16 protein-coding genes are annotated in these 14,942 nt (G+C 45.9%); 8 read left to right on the top strand and 8 right to left on the bottom strand.

Annotated features, from left to right (window positions below; genetic code table 11):
* Window positions 1-133: 133 nt before the first annotated feature.
* The 3 genes from secB to cysE all read left to right on the top strand — a co-directional run bounded on the left by secB (window position 134) and on the right by cysE (window position 2,749).
* Window positions 134-601, top strand: coding sequence for a protein-export chaperone SecB (gene secB / locus L4D05_RS17335; protein WP_250618683.1), 468 nt, complete (start codon window positions 134-136; stop codon window positions 599-601).
* A 175-nt stretch (window positions 602-776) separates the two neighbouring features.
* Window positions 777-1,799, top strand: a complete 1,023-nt coding sequence (gene gpsA, locus L4D05_RS17330; protein WP_428794761.1) for an NAD(P)H-dependent glycerol-3-phosphate dehydrogenase — start codon at window positions 777-779, stop codon at window positions 1,797-1,799.
* 128 nt (window positions 1,800-1,927) lie between these two features.
* A complete protein-coding gene (gene cysE / locus L4D05_RS17325) occupies window positions 1,928-2,749 on the top strand; it encodes a serine O-acetyltransferase (protein WP_428754094.1) in 822 nt (273 codons plus the stop codon).
* 50 nt (window positions 2,750-2,799) lie between these two features.
* Here cysE and L4D05_RS17320 read toward each other — a convergent pair whose 3' ends face one another.
* Window positions 2,800-4,137 carry an MATE family efflux transporter gene (locus L4D05_RS17320; RefSeq protein WP_489686387.1) on the bottom strand — a complete coding sequence of 446 codons (1,338 nt, stop codon included), beginning with the start codon at window positions 4,135-4,137 and terminating at the stop codon, window positions 2,800-2,802.
* Between the two features lie 232 nt (window positions 4,138-4,369).
* On the opposite strand from L4D05_RS17320, the gene L4D05_RS17315 reads away from it, so the two are divergent.
* The 3 genes from L4D05_RS17315 (at window position 4,370) to L4D05_RS17305 (ending at window position 7,122) form a co-directional block, all read left to right on the top strand.
* Window positions 4,370-4,660, top strand: a complete 291-nt coding sequence (locus L4D05_RS17315; protein ID WP_102471149.1) for a co-chaperone GroES — start codon at window positions 4,370-4,372, stop codon at window positions 4,658-4,660.
* A 69-nt stretch (window positions 4,661-4,729) separates the two neighbouring features.
* Entirely contained in the window at window positions 4,730-6,367 is a 1,638-nt protein-coding gene (gene groL, locus L4D05_RS17310) for a chaperonin GroEL (RefSeq protein WP_428794760.1), read from the top strand.
* Between the two features lie 188 nt (window positions 6,368-6,555).
* Entirely contained in the window at window positions 6,556-7,122 is a 567-nt protein-coding gene (locus L4D05_RS17305) for a VC2662 family protein (RefSeq protein ID WP_428794759.1), read from the top strand.
* Window positions 7,123-7,221: 99 nt separating this feature from the next.
* Here L4D05_RS17305 and L4D05_RS17300 read toward each other — a convergent pair whose 3' ends face one another.
* Both L4D05_RS17300 and epmB read right to left on the bottom strand, forming a co-directional pair.
* Window positions 7,222-7,704, bottom strand: a complete 483-nt coding sequence (locus L4D05_RS17300) for an MgtC/SapB family protein (protein ID WP_428754087.1) — start codon at window positions 7,702-7,704, stop codon at window positions 7,222-7,224.
* An 82-nt stretch (window positions 7,705-7,786) separates the two neighbouring features.
* Window positions 7,787-8,809, bottom strand: coding sequence for an EF-P beta-lysylation protein EpmB (gene epmB, locus L4D05_RS17295; RefSeq protein ID WP_428794758.1), 1,023 nt, complete (start codon window positions 8,807-8,809; stop codon window positions 7,787-7,789).
* Between the two features lie 34 nt (window positions 8,810-8,843).
* On the opposite strand from epmB, the gene efp reads away from it, so the two are divergent.
* A complete protein-coding gene (gene efp / locus L4D05_RS17290) occupies window positions 8,844-9,410 on the top strand; it encodes an elongation factor P (RefSeq protein WP_250618675.1) in 567 nt (188 codons plus the stop codon).
* Between the two features lie 99 nt (window positions 9,411-9,509).
* On the opposite strand, the gene L4D05_RS17285 is transcribed toward efp, so the two are convergent.
* The 5 genes from L4D05_RS17285 to frdA all read right to left on the bottom strand — a co-directional run bounded on the left by L4D05_RS17285 (window position 9,510) and on the right by frdA (window position 13,693).
* On the bottom strand, window positions 9,510-10,205 hold the full coding sequence (locus tag L4D05_RS17285; protein ID WP_428794757.1) for a VV20781 family protein: 696 nt from the start codon (window positions 10,203-10,205) through the stop codon (window positions 9,510-9,512).
* Window positions 10,206-10,358: 153 nt separating this feature from the next.
* The gene (gene frdD / locus L4D05_RS17280; protein WP_250618673.1) at window positions 10,359-10,721 is read right to left on the bottom strand and encodes a fumarate reductase subunit FrdD; all 363 of its coding nucleotides are present in this window, start codon (window positions 10,719-10,721) and stop codon (window positions 10,359-10,361) included.
* A 10-nt stretch (window positions 10,722-10,731) separates the two neighbouring features.
* The gene (frdC, locus tag L4D05_RS17275) at window positions 10,732-11,115 is read right to left on the bottom strand and encodes a fumarate reductase subunit FrdC (protein ID WP_250618672.1); all 384 of its coding nucleotides are present in this window, start codon (window positions 11,113-11,115) and stop codon (window positions 10,732-10,734) included.
* 2 nt (window positions 11,116-11,117) lie between these two features.
* Window positions 11,118-11,876, bottom strand: coding sequence for a succinate dehydrogenase/fumarate reductase iron-sulfur subunit (locus tag L4D05_RS17270; protein WP_428754081.1), 759 nt, complete (start codon window positions 11,874-11,876; stop codon window positions 11,118-11,120).
* Entirely contained in the window at window positions 11,876-13,693 is a 1,818-nt protein-coding gene (gene frdA, locus L4D05_RS17265) for a fumarate reductase (quinol) flavoprotein subunit (RefSeq protein ID WP_428754080.1), read from the bottom strand. Before frdA ends, L4D05_RS17270 begins: the two co-directional genes overlap by 1 nt.
* A gap of 248 nt (window positions 13,694-13,941) precedes the next feature.
* Between frdA and epmA the strand changes: the two genes are divergently transcribed.
* Window positions 13,942-14,913, top strand: a complete 972-nt coding sequence (gene epmA, locus L4D05_RS17260; RefSeq protein ID WP_428754184.1) for an elongation factor P--(R)-beta-lysine ligase — start codon at window positions 13,942-13,944, stop codon at window positions 14,911-14,913.
* Window positions 14,914-14,942: the final 29 nt, after the last annotated feature.

The raw sequence follows: 14,942 nt of genomic DNA, 5'->3' as shown, positions 1-14,942 counted from the left end.
TTCTTACCTAGGGATGTGATAAATGCCACGGAATTAGCGGTTCGCCTAGTCATAAAACATCGGCTCGGCTAGTCTGCCAGACAACTCAAAAACGGTTTCGTTAATTTTAGACGTATTATAAAGGATATTCATCATGGCTGAAGCAGCACCTCAAGAAGCACAACAGAATTTCACAATTCAACGTATCTTTCTAAAAGATCTTTCTTTTGAAGCGCCGAACTCTCCGGACATGTTTCAAAAAGAATGGAACCCAGACGTTAAGCTAGACCTAGACACGCAAAGCCGTGAACTAGGACAAGGCGTTTACGAAGTGGTACTTCGTCTAACGGTTACGGTTAAGAATGCAGAAGACACAGCATTCCTTTGTGAAGTTCAGCAAGGTGGTATTTTCACAGCTGAGCAAATGGAAGCAGGTCAATTGGCACATTGCCTTGGCGCTTTCTGCCCGAACATTTTGTTCCCTTATGCTCGTGAAACAATCTCTAGCCTAACGATGAAAGGTACGTTCCCACAATTGAACCTAGCACCAGTTAACTTTGATGCATTGTTCATGAACTACCTTCAGCAGCAAGCTCAAACAGAAGATCAAGCTGAAGCGTAATTCGCTGTGTATTGCAGGGCTATCGCTTTGCAAGAACGAGTAATCTTTTTGAAAATGCACAGCGCCTAGCGATGTGCATTTTTTATTTTTACGGTTAAGGTTAAGCTTTTAGAAGACGCAAGTCTGAGAGACTAAACTGTTAGCTGTGGCTTTCAAATTATGACGTGGTGGTGTTATGAGTAACGCATACGGGAAAGAAATTTCAATGACAGTCATTGGCGCGGGCTCCTATGGGACATCGCTGGCCATTTCTCTGGCACGAAACGGTGCAAATGTAGTCATCTGGGGACATGATCCTGAGCATATGGCTCGCCTAGAGGCAGATCGAGCGAACCATGACTTTTTGCCAGGAATAGACTTTCCTGAGTCACTCATTGTTGAATCCGATCTTCAAAAAGCGGTGCAAGCCAGCCAGGATTTACTGATTGTTGTTCCGAGCCATGTATTTGGTGTTGTGCTAGAGAGCATGAAGCCGCACTTACGTGAAGACAGTCGTATTTGTTGGGCAACCAAAGGGCTCGAGCCTGAAAGCGGTCGCCTTCTAAAAGATGTCGCCAGCGATATTATTGGTGATGGCTACCCTTTAGCGGTACTTTCTGGTCCGACGTTCGCAAAAGAGCTAGCGGCTGGAATGCCAACAGCTATTGCCGTTGCGTCGACCAATACTCAGTTTGTGACTGAATTGCAGGACAAAATCCATTGCAGTAAAACGTTCCGCGTTTATGCCAACGATGATTTCATCGGCATGCAACTAGGCGGAGCAGTTAAAAACGTGATTGCGATTGGTGCTGGTATGTCGGATGGTATTGGCTTTGGTGCCAATGCACGTACGGCACTAATCACCCGAGGTTTAGCTGAAATGACTCGCTTAGGTGTCGCTATCGGAGCGAAACCTGATACCTTTATGGGAATGGCAGGACTTGGCGACTTAGTGCTGACATGTACTGATAACCAGTCTCGTAACCGTCGCTTTGGCTTAGCATTAGGTCAGGGTAAAGATGTCGATTCTGCGCAAACGGAAATTGGCCAAGTGGTTGAAGGTTATCGTAATACTAAAGAGGTTTGGTTATTGTCACAAAGAGTCGGTGTAGAGATGCCAATTGTTGACCAAATCTATCAAGTATTGTATCAAGGAAAGGATGCGATGCTTGCTGCGCAAGATCTACTAGCAAGGGATAAAAAAGCAGAGAAGCAATAAGCGTTGTAAAATAAGCGCTGAAGCATATGCGTCATCGCTTTGTGTGTTACGTTTACATTGATGTTACGCAAACTAGTGAAGTTACGACGCACGGCTTTTAAGGCTAGATACTACTCTTAGGACAGAACATGAAACACTGTGAAAAACAAAAAGTATGGCAGTGCATTATAAAAGAAGCGCGTAAGCAGTCGGAAGAAGAGCCGATGTTGGCGAGCTTTTATCATGCCACAATCATTAATCATGAAAGCTTAGGGGCGGCATTAAGTTATATTCTCGCGAATAAACTTAAGACCGCGTCTATGCCAGCAATGGCGGTACGTGAAGTGGTAGAGCAAGCATTTGCAGCCGACCCTTCGATTACCGATGCTGCGGCTTGTGATATTTGTGCCACAGTGAATCGTGACCCCGCTGTCTCTATGTATTCGATGCCGCTTTTGTATCTAAAGGGATTTCATGCCCTGCAGGGTTATCGCGTCGCCAACTGGTTGTGGAAGCAAGGGCGAGTTGCATTAGCCACGTATTTACAAAACCAGATCTCAGTGGCGTGCCAAGTGGACATTCATCCTGCGGCATGTATTGGTAAAGGTATCATGCTCGATCACGCGACAGGTATCGTCGTCGGTGAGACGGCGGTGGTCGAGAATGACGTGTCGATACTTCAAGATGTGACCTTAGGTGGTACAGGAAAAGAGGGTGGTGACCGTCACCCTAAAATTCGCGAAGGCGTGATGATAGGCGCTGGTGCCAAGATTCTTGGTAACATTGAAGTTGGCGTAGGTGCAAAAATTGGTTCGTGTTCAGTGGTACTGCAGGCCGTCCCTGCGCATACCACTGTCGCTGGGGTGCCTGCTAAAATCGTTGGTAAGCCTAAAACGGATATGCCTTCTTTAGATATGGACCAGCAATTTAATGGTAAGTCACAAACTTTTGTCGGTGGTGATGGTATCTAAACCTTAGTCAAACCCGCGATATCTTAATGGAACGTCTCAGAGGAAAAAGCTCAGTGTAAGCACTGGGCTTTTCGTATTTTTACCGCGTATAAATACGCCAGTATGCCGCCCACAACGTTACCCACCGCTACGCCAATGAAGAGCCCTTCCAACGAATACCAGTAATTGCCAATCGCCGCGGCGGGGAGTGTGAATATGAACAAACGCATCGCACTCCACATAAAGGCCTTATTCGGTAAGTGAAGCGCATTGAGTCCGCTGCCTAACATCATGATAATCCCCTGGAACCCGTAGCTAAATGGAACAACGAGCAAGTAATGCCACAGGATTTCCCGTACCGCCGCTTCTTGAGAAAACATGGCTGAAATCGGAATACTGAGTGGCACCATCATAATAAATACCATCAGCTGAAATAGGATTGAAAAACGCATGCTGAGGAATAACCCTGAGAAACTTCGCTCCGGTTGTTTGGCACCAAAGTTCTGCGACATAAAAGGCGTTAAGGCTGAGCTTAAAGAAATGAGGACCAGAATGAGTAAAGACTCCACTCGTTGCGCTGCGCCATAAGCGGCGATGGCAGCCGTGCCGTGAACGGAGAGCATCTTCATTAAGATAGCGCCAGAAATAGGCGACATCGCAGTGGATAAAGCAGACGGAGTGCCAATTTTCAAAATAGCTGCCCAGTCTTTTAGTAGAGCGGCGGGGTTAATTTTCCCCAGCAGTTTTTCGCGTTTAGTTAAGACGAAAAGCGAACCCAGCAAAGCGCCAAACCAAGCAAAACCACTGGCAATGGCGGCACCTTGAATACCGAGTTCAGGGAACGGACCTATGCCAAAGATGAACAGTGGATCCAAAATACCGTTTAATACTCCAGAGAGCATCATGATTTTAGCTGGCGTTTTGGTATCGCCTGTGGCTCGAATGGCACTATTACCTGCCATCGGGATAACCAACAGTGGGATAGTAAAATACCAAATCACCATGTATTGGTCGATGAGTGGAATGATATCGTCGCTGGCACCTAGCATGCGAAACAGCGGATCAATGGTAAATAGCCCAAGCGTAGAGGCGAGGGTGACCAAGATAACCGCAAGAATGAGACCATGAGTGGTAAATTGTGCGGCATTGCGAGTATTACCTTGTCCCAGTAGTCGACCAATGATCGTAGAAAGGCCAACACCAATGCCCATGGTGATGCAATTCACCCCAAATGTGACGGGAAAAGTAAAACTGACCGCGGCGAGTGACTGGGTACCCAGTAAAGCAATGAAGAAGGTATCAACGAGGTTGAAAGCTAAGATTGCCACCATGCCAAACACCATGGGAACCGTCATTTGCTTGAGCACTGTGGGGATAGGGGCAGAGAGCAGCCCGTGCTTATCTTGCATAGAATTCATCGTTGATGAAACAGGGGCTTAGGATACAGGAATTCCATAAATCGTGCGAGAATCACATGGATCCTTATCTCTTGATGGTGGCAAAGCTCAATTTCGTTATTTTTGTCACAAATTTTTGACGTCTGCCCCTTGGGATCAACCCAATCGCCCCCAACATAATTATCACAAGCCGAATTAAGGCATTCTCAAGCTAACATATTAATTAATTCAGGAGACACGACCGATGAATATCCGTCCTCTACACGACCGCGTGATCGTTGAGCGCAAAGAAGTTGAATCTAAATCTGCTGGTGGCATCGTTCTTACGGGTTCTGCTGCAGAAAAATCAACACGTGGTACGGTGCTGGCTGTAGGTAATGGCCGCATTTTAGAAAACGGGTCAGTTCAAGCATTGGACGTTAAAGTGGGTGACACGGTTATCTTCGCTGAAGGCTACGGCACGAAAACAGAAAAAATCGACGGTAAAGAAGTCTTGATTATGTCTGAAAATGACATCATGGCTATCGTAGAATAATTAAGTAGACGTTGAGTAATTTTTTACTCTAAACAAGCTATCCACTGAATTTAGATAAGGAAATAAACAATGGCTGCTAAAGACGTTAAGTTTGGCAACGACGCACGAATCAAAATGCTAGAAGGTGTTAACGTTCTAGCTGACGCGGTAAAAGTAACACTTGGTCCTAAAGGCCGTAACGTGGTACTAGACAAATCTTTCGGTGCACCAACGATTACTAAAGATGGTGTTTCTGTTGCGCGTGAAATTGAGTTGGAAGACAAATTCCAGAACATGGGCGCACAAATGGTGAAAGAAGTCGCTTCTCAAGCTAATGATGCGGCGGGTGACGGAACCACGACAGCAACCGTACTGGCTCAATCTATCATTTCAGAAGGTTTGAAAGCCGTTGCTGCTGGCATGAACCCAATGGATCTTAAGCGCGGTATCGACAAAGCAGTATTGGCTGCGGTTGAAGAGCTAAAAGCGCTGTCTGTTGAGTGTAAAGATACCAAAGCTATTGCTCAGGTGGGTACGATTTCTGCAAACTCTGACGCGACAGTGGGTAACATCATTGCTGAAGCGATGGAAAAAGTAGGCCGTGATGGCGTTATTACCGTTGAAGAAGGTCAGGCTCTACAAGATGAGCTAGACGTAGTAGAAGGTATGCAATTTGATCGCGGTTACCTATCTCCTTACTTCATCAACAACCAAGAAGCTGGCAGTGTTGATCTAGAGAGCCCGTTCATTCTTCTTATCGATAAGAAAGTATCGAACATCCGTGAACTGCTACCAACACTAGAAGCGGTTGCTAAAGCATCTCGTCCACTGCTAATCATTGCAGAAGACGTAGAAGGTGAAGCACTAGCAACGTTAGTTGTGAACAACATGCGCGGCATCGTGAAAGTGGCTGCTGTTAAAGCTCCGGGTTTCGGTGATCGTCGTAAGTCTATGCTACAAGATATCGCAATCCTAACTGGCGGTACGGTGATTTCTGAAGAAATCGGCCTAGACCTTGAGAAAGTAACATTAGAAGACCTAGGTCAAGCTAAGCGCGTAACGATCACTAAAGAAAACTCCACCATCATTGATGGCGCGGGTGATGAAGTGATGATTCAGGGTCGTGTAACACAGATTCGTCAGCAAGTTGAAGACGCGACATCTGATTACGACAAAGAAAAACTTCAAGAGCGCGTAGCGAAATTGGCTGGCGGTGTAGCGGTGATTAAAGTAGGCGCTGCAACAGAAGTTGAAATGAAAGAGAAGAAAGACCGTGTTGAAGATGCACTTCATGCAACACGTGCTGCTGTTGAAGAGGGTGTTGTTGCTGGTGGTGGTGTTGCACTTATCCGCGCGGCATCGAAAGTTGCTGGCCTTGAAGGCGACAATGAAGAGCAAACAGTGGGTATCCGCGTAGCACTTCGCGCAATGGAAGCACCAATTCGTCAAATCACAGCAAACGCAGGTGATGAAGAGTCTGTGGTAGCTAACAACGTGAAAGCGGGCGAAGGTAACTACGGTTACAACGCGGCAACAGGTGAATACGGCGATATGATTGCAATGGGTATCCTTGACCCAACAAAAGTAACGCGTAGCGCACTACAATTTGCCGCATCGGTTGCGGGTCTTATGATCACAACTGAAGCAATGGTGACTGACGCACCACAAAAAGACGCACCAGCGATGCCTGACATGGGCGGAATGGGCGGCATGCCAGGTATGATGTAATTCATCAGAAAGTGCCTACAGAGCCAGGGGGAGACCTCTGGCTTTTTTTGTGCCTGCTTCAATAATAATCAATATCATCGCTAACATGTTACAGGATATGACAATATACTGACATTACCTATGGTTACCAACCATAGCATCGTCTATAGTTATGAAAGACAAACGATAATGTCAGTGGAGACAAAATAATGAAAAAAGTCGTATCAGCCATCGCAGTGGCAGCAGCACTATCTATTTCCCCGATGGCGCTAGCAGATAGCACGCCAGTTATGTTTTCATCTTTAAATGGATTTAATGCACCCGATGCCAATGCAGTTGGTGGTGTTCGTTTATCTGTTCTTCACGGTCAAGTGAATGAAGTGAAAGGTGTCGACTTCTCTGTGTTAGGTATGTCTGAAACACAGCGTACAACCGGTGTAAACTTTGGCCTTTTCTTTGGTGCTTCTAAAGTGACTCAAGAAATGAAAGGTGCGTCACTTGGTATCTTTAACTGGAATACAGGTTCAACAACAGGTGTTAACCTTGGTATGGTCAACGTAACGAACGACGTAAAAGGCCTGAACTGGAGTGCGGTGAACTACTCTGAAGGTAACACTATGGCTGATATTGGTATCGCCAGTTTCTCTAAGAAATCTAATTTCCAATTGGGTATTTTTAACAAAACGAATACTATCGACGGTGTTCAGATTGGTCTAATTAACTGTGCAGACAACGGTTTCTTCAAGTGCTTCCCAATTGTTAACTTCGCTAAATAGTTTTGATTCACTCGGTGTAATAACACGGAGTTAATTGCCAAAGCGTGAGATAAAAGCCCCGAATACTCGATGTTTCGGGGCTTTTTTATGCCTATATTTTTACTTTCTACGTTTTGAGCGTCGTTGGAAGGTTTGGTGGACACCGCGGCGTAAGCTTTGAAAGCTGCTCTCTGCTTTATCGACACCAAGTAGTATAGTAAGTGCCAGTAAAGTTAGGATGATGGAGGCCTTGTAATGCCCTAGCCCAATCATCATGCCCAGACCAGCAAGCAGCCAGATGACAGCAGCAGAAGTCACACCGTGGATTTTGCCATTTTCAGACATCATGACTCCAGCGCCTAAAAAGCCGACACCAGTAATGATTTGTCCTAATACTCGGGCTTGATCAAGGGTATTTGGGGATAAGGATATCGCCATTGACATGAAGAGGTAGGTGCCAGAGAGCACTAAAATGGATGTTCGGATGCCAACGGGTTTACCACGTGTTTGCCTTTCAAGGCCAATAAGTGTGCCATTGAGCATACAGCATGTCAGTGCCTGCCATGAGAATGGACCTAAATCGAAAAACGCTGCTAATTCCACAAATATGCTCCCCTCAAAAAAAGCAGTATCTGTTTATTAGACCGGGCAGGCGAACAAATAAATTTTGTCGAGACGAAAAACGTTATTCAAGATGAAGATCGAGTGGCGTCTTGCTGGTTTTGCCTCCCTCTTCACGAGTCAGTTTGGGAACTAAATAGCCGGAGACACGCTCGATTAATCCATGCATTAGCTGTTTCGCTTGATGATCGTCGACAAAGTAATGCGCTGCGCCTTGCACTTTATCAAGCACGTGCAGGTAGTAGGGCAGTATTCCGCTATTAAATAGGGCATGACTCAGCGCAACTTGGCTTTCAACACTGTCATTGATGCCTTTTAGTAACACGCTTTGATTAAGTATTGTGACGCCCGCTCGCTTGATGTGCTGTATTGCTAGTGATAGGGCGGGATTAATTTCGTTAGCATGGTTGATGTGTGTAACCAGAACGGTATTTAATCGAGTCTGTTGTAGCATCTCACACAGTGATTCTGTGATGCGATCCGGAATTACCACTGGCAAACGAGAGTGAATACGCAGTGTGTTAATGTGCGGGATAGATTCTATATGCTTGATAAGCCATTCGATATCTTTGTCCTTCGCCATTAATGGGTCGCCACCAGAGAGAATGACTTCGTTGATTTCTGGTTGGTTGGCAATATAGTCCAGCGCTAACTGCCAGTTTGCTTTGTTGCCCTTATTTTCTTCATAGGGAAAGTGGCGTCGGAAGCAATAGCGGCAGTTAACCGCACAGCCACCTTTGACTATCATTAGGGCGCGACTTTGGTACTTGTGCAGTAATCCGGGTACCACTGACCCTTGCTCCTCTAACGGGTCTTCGGAATACCCAGCGTGGACCTCAAACTCTTGGCTCAATGGCAGCACTTGTTGTAAGAGTGGGTCGTACGGGTTGCCTTTTTCCATTCGCTCGACAAAGCTTTGAGGGACACGCATCGGAAATAGTTTCCTTGCACGTAGGCCGCTTTCCCATGGCGCCGTATCAATTTCTAGTTGTTTAAGCAACTGATACGGGTCTGAGATCGCATTGGATAGCTGTTTGAGCCAGTTTTGCTCAACAGAAACAAGATTTCGGGTTATGATAGGCGACATTAAATTTTAACTCGAAGAATACTAAGAGGATACAATGGCTACTGTTAGCACTAATGAATTTAAAGGCGGTTTGAAATTAATGCTGGATAACGAGCCTTGCGTGATTCTAGAAAATGAATACGTGAAGCCAGGTAAAGGTCAAGCATTTAACCGTGTTAAAATTCGTAAACTACTGTCTGGTAAGGTGTTAGAGAAAACATTTAAGTCAGGCGAGAGCTTTGAAGTCGCTGACGTCATGGATATCGATCTAGATTACCTATACTCAGACGGTGAATTCTACCACTTTATGAACAATGAAACATTCGAACAAATCGCTGCAGACGTAAAAGCGGTAGGTGACAATGCGAAATGGTTGGTAGAAAACAACCCTTGTATGATTACACTTTGGAACGGCACGCCGATTTCTGTTACGCCAGCTAACTTTGTTGAGCTAGAAGTAACAGAAACCGATCCTGGTCTAAAAGGTGATACACAAGGTACAGGTGGTAAGCCTGCAACACTAACAACGGGTGCCGTTGTACGTGTTCCACTATTTATTCAAATCGGTGAAGTGGTAAAAGTTGACACTCGTACTGCAGAATATGTAGGCCGTGTTAAGTAATATTACTTTCGAGATTAAAAAGGTCGCTTAGGCGACCTTTTTTTATGTTTGGGGCATATTCATGCTGAGTACATATTTATGTTGGAGATATAGAAGGCGCTATTCTTGCGGGCGCCAACTTAATGCACTCGCAACCGTACCGAGCGCAAGGGTGTTCATTTCTGCATCGGGTAGGTTGGCTAGTGTTTGAAGTGTTATCGCGCCATTGGTTTGCGCGGCGGCAATTTCTTGGCTGCCTCTGCTAAAACTATAACCAAGCGGATTATCGACACTCATCAGTAGCCCTTCACCCTCGTGAATAGATTCAACGTTAAAGTGTGTACTGCCGAGTCGAATGAAGCCGATTTCTTTCTTCGCCGTTGATAAGCTGATGGCTTCGGACTTTCTTGCCATCTCATACTCACCAATCGCTTGACCCGCTTCACTGATCTGACAAATGTACGGCCCGTTACCACCAAACGAAAAGCTGCCGAGATCGACGCTCGTGCCACCGCCACTACAAACAAGTGTCCAAGTTTCCCCGCTGTCAGTGCGCGTGACTTCTGCAACCATGTCTCCTTCTTTACTATTAATGGTATTAAACCAAGAACTAGTGGAAGCACTACGTGAGTATTTTCCGTGATAGAGACCCGCTATATCAAATGAACCTTCGGGGCCGAATCCCCAAAAAGTACCATCGGTTTTTAGCGTGAGTTCTGGCTGTGTTGAAACCGCGTCTGATTTTTTCATATCAACGGTGCTACCACACCCAAAAAGAGCACTGGAAATAACCAGTGCGCAAATAGACTTTTTCATTGTTACATCTCTTTTTTATTATAAATCGGCGCGGATTGTATAGGGGGAGGAAATGAAGGAATGTAAGAGATTGTCTGAATGGATGATGGCTCACACAGTGATAGATAGTAAAAAGGGTAGCGAATTCGCTACCCTTTTCTGGCATTTTGAGCGTTAAATCATAAAGATAAAGATCACTGCTAATGCGCTAATAAGACCTGCAAAGAAATAGCACGCAATCTTACCTGCCACACCTGCGTGAATTTTTAGATCATGCATACCATGGTGAAGGCGGTGCATTGCATGCCACATTGGTAGGGCGAGTGTCGCGATGACAAAGAGAGCACCGATAAAGCTAGTGGCAAATCCAGCCACGCGCTCATAGCTTAATGCTTCTGCGTCGATGATGCCCATGGGCACAAGGATACCAAGAACAAGAATAGTAACAGGAGTAATCATGGCAAACCATGAGCCGCCTGCACCAAATAGTCCCCACCATACGGGTTCGTCTGAACGTTTAGGGTTTTGGTTAATCACAGTGGTCTCCTTAGACGATAATCAGCACAATAAGAGAAATCGCTGCAACGGCAGCCCATTGTGCGAGCACGATGGTTTTCTTTTCTACCGCTTTACCTTTTAATTTAATCGGCATGACTTGCGGCATCATGCTAAAAAAGGTTTGAGCGTGGAATAAGCTGCCCGCTAGTGCAACAATGTTGATGGCAATCACGATTGGATTGGCCATAAATGCTAGCCAGCCTTGCCAGGCCTCTGGTCCTTTCACCAGCGCCCCTAAACCAAAGGTTAGGAAAATTGTGAATAGAATCAGTGGCAATACCGTGGCTTCACGCAGCATGTAGAAACGGTAGAAAGGGTGATTTTTCCACCAAGTGCGTTTTATTTCACGAACGTACGGTTTTCTATTGCTCATGGTTATGCCTCCACATTCTTTGGTGAGCCATCAGGCTTAAGCATGGCAATAACAAAGTCTTTTGAAGATTCAATTTTGCCTTGGTTTACCGCAGCAGCCGGATCGACATTTTTAGGGCAAACATCCGAGCAATAGCCGACAAAGGTACAACCCCATGCGCCATTTTCACCGTTAATTAGCGCCATGCGCTCGCTCTTGCCATTGTCACGGCTATCGAGGTTATAGCGATGGGCAAGTGTCAGAGCGGCAGGGCCAATAAACTCAGGGTTTAGTCCGAATTGAGGGCAAGCCGCGTAACAAAGGCCACAGTTGATACAGCCAGCAAACTGTTTGTATTTGGCCATTTGCTCTGGCGTTTGCAGGTTTGCGCCATCTTCTGGGGTACGGTCATTGCCAATGATATAAGGTTTAATGGCTTCTAGGCGCTCAATAAACGGCGTCATGTCGACAATCAAATCTTTTTCGATTGGGAAGTTTGCTAATGGCTCGATGGTGACGCCACCCGTGTAGTCTCGTAAGAAGCTTTTACAAGCTAATTTAGGCACACCATTTACCATGATGCCGCAAGATCCACAAATCGCCATGCGACAAGACCAACGGTAAGATAAGTCTTTGTCTAGGTTATCTTTGATATAGCCAATAGCGTCAAGTACAGACATGGTTTCATCAAATGGGACATCAAACATCTGCATGCGAGGCTCAGAGTCTTTCTCCGGGTCGTAACGCATGATTTCTACTTTTTGAATGCGATTTGCTGACATTATGCTTGCTCCTCTGCATTGTTTTCTTGAGCAGCTTTTGCTTCGGCAGCGGCAGCTTTCTCAGCAGCTTCACCGTAAAGGCGCGCTTTAGGTTGGGATTTGGTGATTTTCACGTCGCTATAATCAATGCTCGGCGCGTTGTCTTCTTGGAAGAAAGCGAGAGAGTGTTTTAGGAAGTTTTCATCATCACGTTCTGTGCAGCCATCGTCTAAACGTTGGTGCGCGCCACGGGATTCTTTACGCAGAATGGCGGAGTGCACCATTGCTTCTGCTACTTCAAGACCGTAACCGACCTCGATGGCATAAAGTAAATCTGTGTTGAAGACTTTTCCTTTATCTTTAATGCCAATATTTTTATAACGCTGCTTAAGCTCAGCAATCTTGTCAAGTGTCGCTTGCATGAGATCTTCTTGACGATAGATGCCACAACCCGCTTCCATGGTATGACCCATCTCAGTGCGGATATCTGCCCAGTTTTCGTCACCATCTTGGTTGAGTAGGGCGGCAATGCGCGCTTCAACGGCTTCCACTTGTTTCGCAATTGCTGCGTCATCCCAGCCTTTAAAGGCTTGTGCACGTTCAACGGCTTGTTCACCTGCAACACGACCAAATACAACAAACTCAGCCAGTGAGTTGGAGCCTAGTCGGTTAGCACCGTGAAGGCCAACAGATGCACATTCACCGACTGCGAATAGACCTTGTATACGCGTTTCACATTGACCATTGGTCTCGATACCACCCATGGTGTAATGGACAGTTGGTCTAATTGGGATTGGCTCTTTGGCTGGATCAACGTTGACGTAAGCTTTGGCAAGTTCACAGATAAACGGTAGACGTTCTTGTAAGTACTCTTCGCCAAGGTGACGCAAGTCTAGGTGAACCACATCACCCAGTGGGTGTTTGATGGTATTGCCTTTTTGCTGCTCATGCCAAAATGCTTGAGAAACTTTGTCACGAGGACCCAGTTCCATGTATTTGTTTTTCGGCTCGCCTACTGGTGTCTCAGGGCCCATGCCGTAATCTTGTAGGTAACGGTAGCCGTTCTTGTTGACGATAATACCACCTTCACCACGACAACCTTCGGTCATCAGGATACCAGTGCCCGGAAGCCCTGTTGGGTGGTATTGCACGAATTCCATATCACGTAGTGGCACACCATGACGATAAGCCATTGCCATACCATCGCCAGTCACAATGCCGCCGTTAGTGTTACAGTGATAAACACGACCAGCGCCACCCGTTGCGAGTACAACAGACTTCGCTTTAATGGTCACGAGTTCGCCTTCCGACATATGAATGGCAATCAGACCTTGGACTTCGCCTTCCACAACAAGTAGATCAACCACAAAGTACTCATCAAATCGTTTGATTTGGTCATATTTCATTGAGGTCTGAAAAAGCGTATGTAGCATATGGAAGCCGGTTTTATCTGCAGCAAACCAGGTTCGTTCCACCTTCATGCCACCAAAACGACGAACGTTGACTTCGCCATTTTCTTTACGACTCCAAGGGCAGCCCCATTGCTCCATTTGGATCATTTCTTTGGTTGCGCTTTTGACGAAATACTCAACAACATCCTGTTCACAAAGCCAGTCACCACCGCCAACGGTATCGTTGAAGTGATTGTCTAGGCTATCTTCATCCTTGATTACAGCGGCAGAGCCACCCTCAGCCGCGACCGTGTGCGATCGCATCGGGTAAACTTTCGAGATAAGAGCAACTTCCATGTCAGGATTTGCTTCAGCGGCTGCAATAGCAGTTCGAAGACCAGCGCCACCAGCGCCGATGACTGCGATATCTGTGGTAATTGTCTTCACAGTTATCCTCCAGTGTGAGAGCGAGTTGAACTCGCGGGTGATAATTAGCGCTTAAATAAGCAGATAAAAACTAAGGGCTATAGTAGATAAGGCGCAGGGTAAAAAAATTGATTGAGTTAGGTTTTTTCATCGGAAATGCAAAGAGAGGCATAGTATTTATATGATGTGTGATTAACGTCACTTATAATTGTGGGGTATCTTTAAATTTGTACAATTATCAATAACTACAGCTAATGAGTTTGATTATGATTTACAACGACTGGCAACCTACAGCATCAATAGCTTTGCTAAAAAAACGAGCAGAGATTATTCACAACATGCGTCAATTTTTCTTATCAAGAGATGTCATGGAAGTGGAGACGCCAGCCATGAGCCATGCCACGGTCACGGATGTGCACTTGCAAACGTTTGACACTGAATTTGTTGGGCCAGGTTATGCAGACGGCAGGCGCTTGTATTTCATGACTAGCCCTGAATTTCATATGAAGCGACTGCTGGCGGCGGGGAGTGGCTGTATCTATCAGATAGCGAAGGCTTTTCGCAATGAAGAGAGCGGCCGTTACCATAATCCAGAGTTTACTATGTTGGAGTGGTACCGCGTTGGGTTTGATCATCATAAGCTGATGGATGAAATGGATGAACTATTGATGTTGGTATTAAAGGGAGAGAAAGCGGAGCGAATGACGTATCAACAAGCGTTTATTCAAGCACTATCCGTTTGTCCACTTACCGCTTCTATGTCTGAGCTTCGCGCCGCTGCCGGGACATTAGGCTTGTCTGATATTGCTGACAGTGAAGAGGACCGTGACACCTTATTGCAACTGCTATTTAGTATGGGCGTCGAAAGCCAAATTGGCTTGAACTCTCCCGCTTTTGTTTATGATTTCCCTGCTTCACAAGCGGCATTGGCGAAAGTGAATGCTAATGACCCAAGGGTGGCCGATCGCTTTGAGGTGTATTTCAAGGGAATCGAACTTGCCAACGGCTTTCATGAGTTGGATAACCCTAAAGAGCAACTCGCTCGCTTTGAGCAAGATAACCAAAAGAGGGTAGCAATGGGCTTACCTGTTCAACCGATTGATCATCATCTGATTGCTGCATTAGAGGCAGGGTTACCGCAATGTGCGGGCGTAGCGCTAGGGATTGACCGGCTGATTATGCTGGCTATCGGTGCTGAACATATCGATCAAGTGACGGCCTTTCCATTTCCGATAGCGTAATGTTCCTTAGCATCATTCGTTCCACTATT

It is taken from the genome of Vibrio nomapromontoriensis (assembly GCF_050337205.1).
GTDB classification, from domain to species: Bacteria; Pseudomonadota; Gammaproteobacteria; order Enterobacterales; family Vibrionaceae; genus Vibrio; species Vibrio nomapromontoriensis.
This window is presented reverse-complemented; position numbering and strand designations above follow the sequence as displayed.

Coding starts and splice junctions, on each gene's coding strand:
- groL (WP_428794760.1), top strand. CDS start 4,730: ATGGCTGCTAAAGACGTTAAGTTTGGCAACGACGCACGAATCAAAATG.
- L4D05_RS17270 (WP_428754081.1), bottom strand. CDS start 11,876: ATGTCAGCAAATCGCATTCAAAAAGTAGAAATCATGCGTTACGACCCG.
- efp (WP_250618675.1), top strand. CDS start 8,844: ATGGCTACTGTTAGCACTAATGAATTTAAAGGCGGTTTGAAATTAATG.
- L4D05_RS17320 (WP_489686387.1), bottom strand. CDS start 4,137: ATGCAAGATAAGCACGGGCTGCTCTCTGCCCCTATCCCCACAGTGCTC.
- secB (WP_250618683.1), top strand. CDS start 134: ATGGCTGAAGCAGCACCTCAAGAAGCACAACAGAATTTCACAATTCAA.
- L4D05_RS17315 (WP_102471149.1), top strand. CDS start 4,370: ATGAATATCCGTCCTCTACACGACCGCGTGATCGTTGAGCGCAAAGAA.
- cysE (WP_428754094.1), top strand. CDS start 1,928: ATGAAACACTGTGAAAAACAAAAAGTATGGCAGTGCATTATAAAAGAA.
- L4D05_RS17285 (WP_428794757.1), bottom strand. CDS start 10,205: ATGAAAAAGTCTATTTGCGCACTGGTTATTTCCAGTGCTCTTTTTGGG.
- gpsA (WP_428794761.1), top strand. CDS start 777: ATGAGTAACGCATACGGGAAAGAAATTTCAATGACAGTCATTGGCGCG.
- L4D05_RS17305 (WP_428794759.1), top strand. CDS start 6,556: ATGAAAAAAGTCGTATCAGCCATCGCAGTGGCAGCAGCACTATCTATT.
- epmB (WP_428794758.1), bottom strand. CDS start 8,809: ATGTCGCCTATCATAACCCGAAATCTTGTTTCTGTTGAGCAAAACTGG.
- frdC (WP_250618672.1), bottom strand. CDS start 11,115: ATGAGCAATAGAAAACCGTACGTTCGTGAAATAAAACGCACTTGGTGG.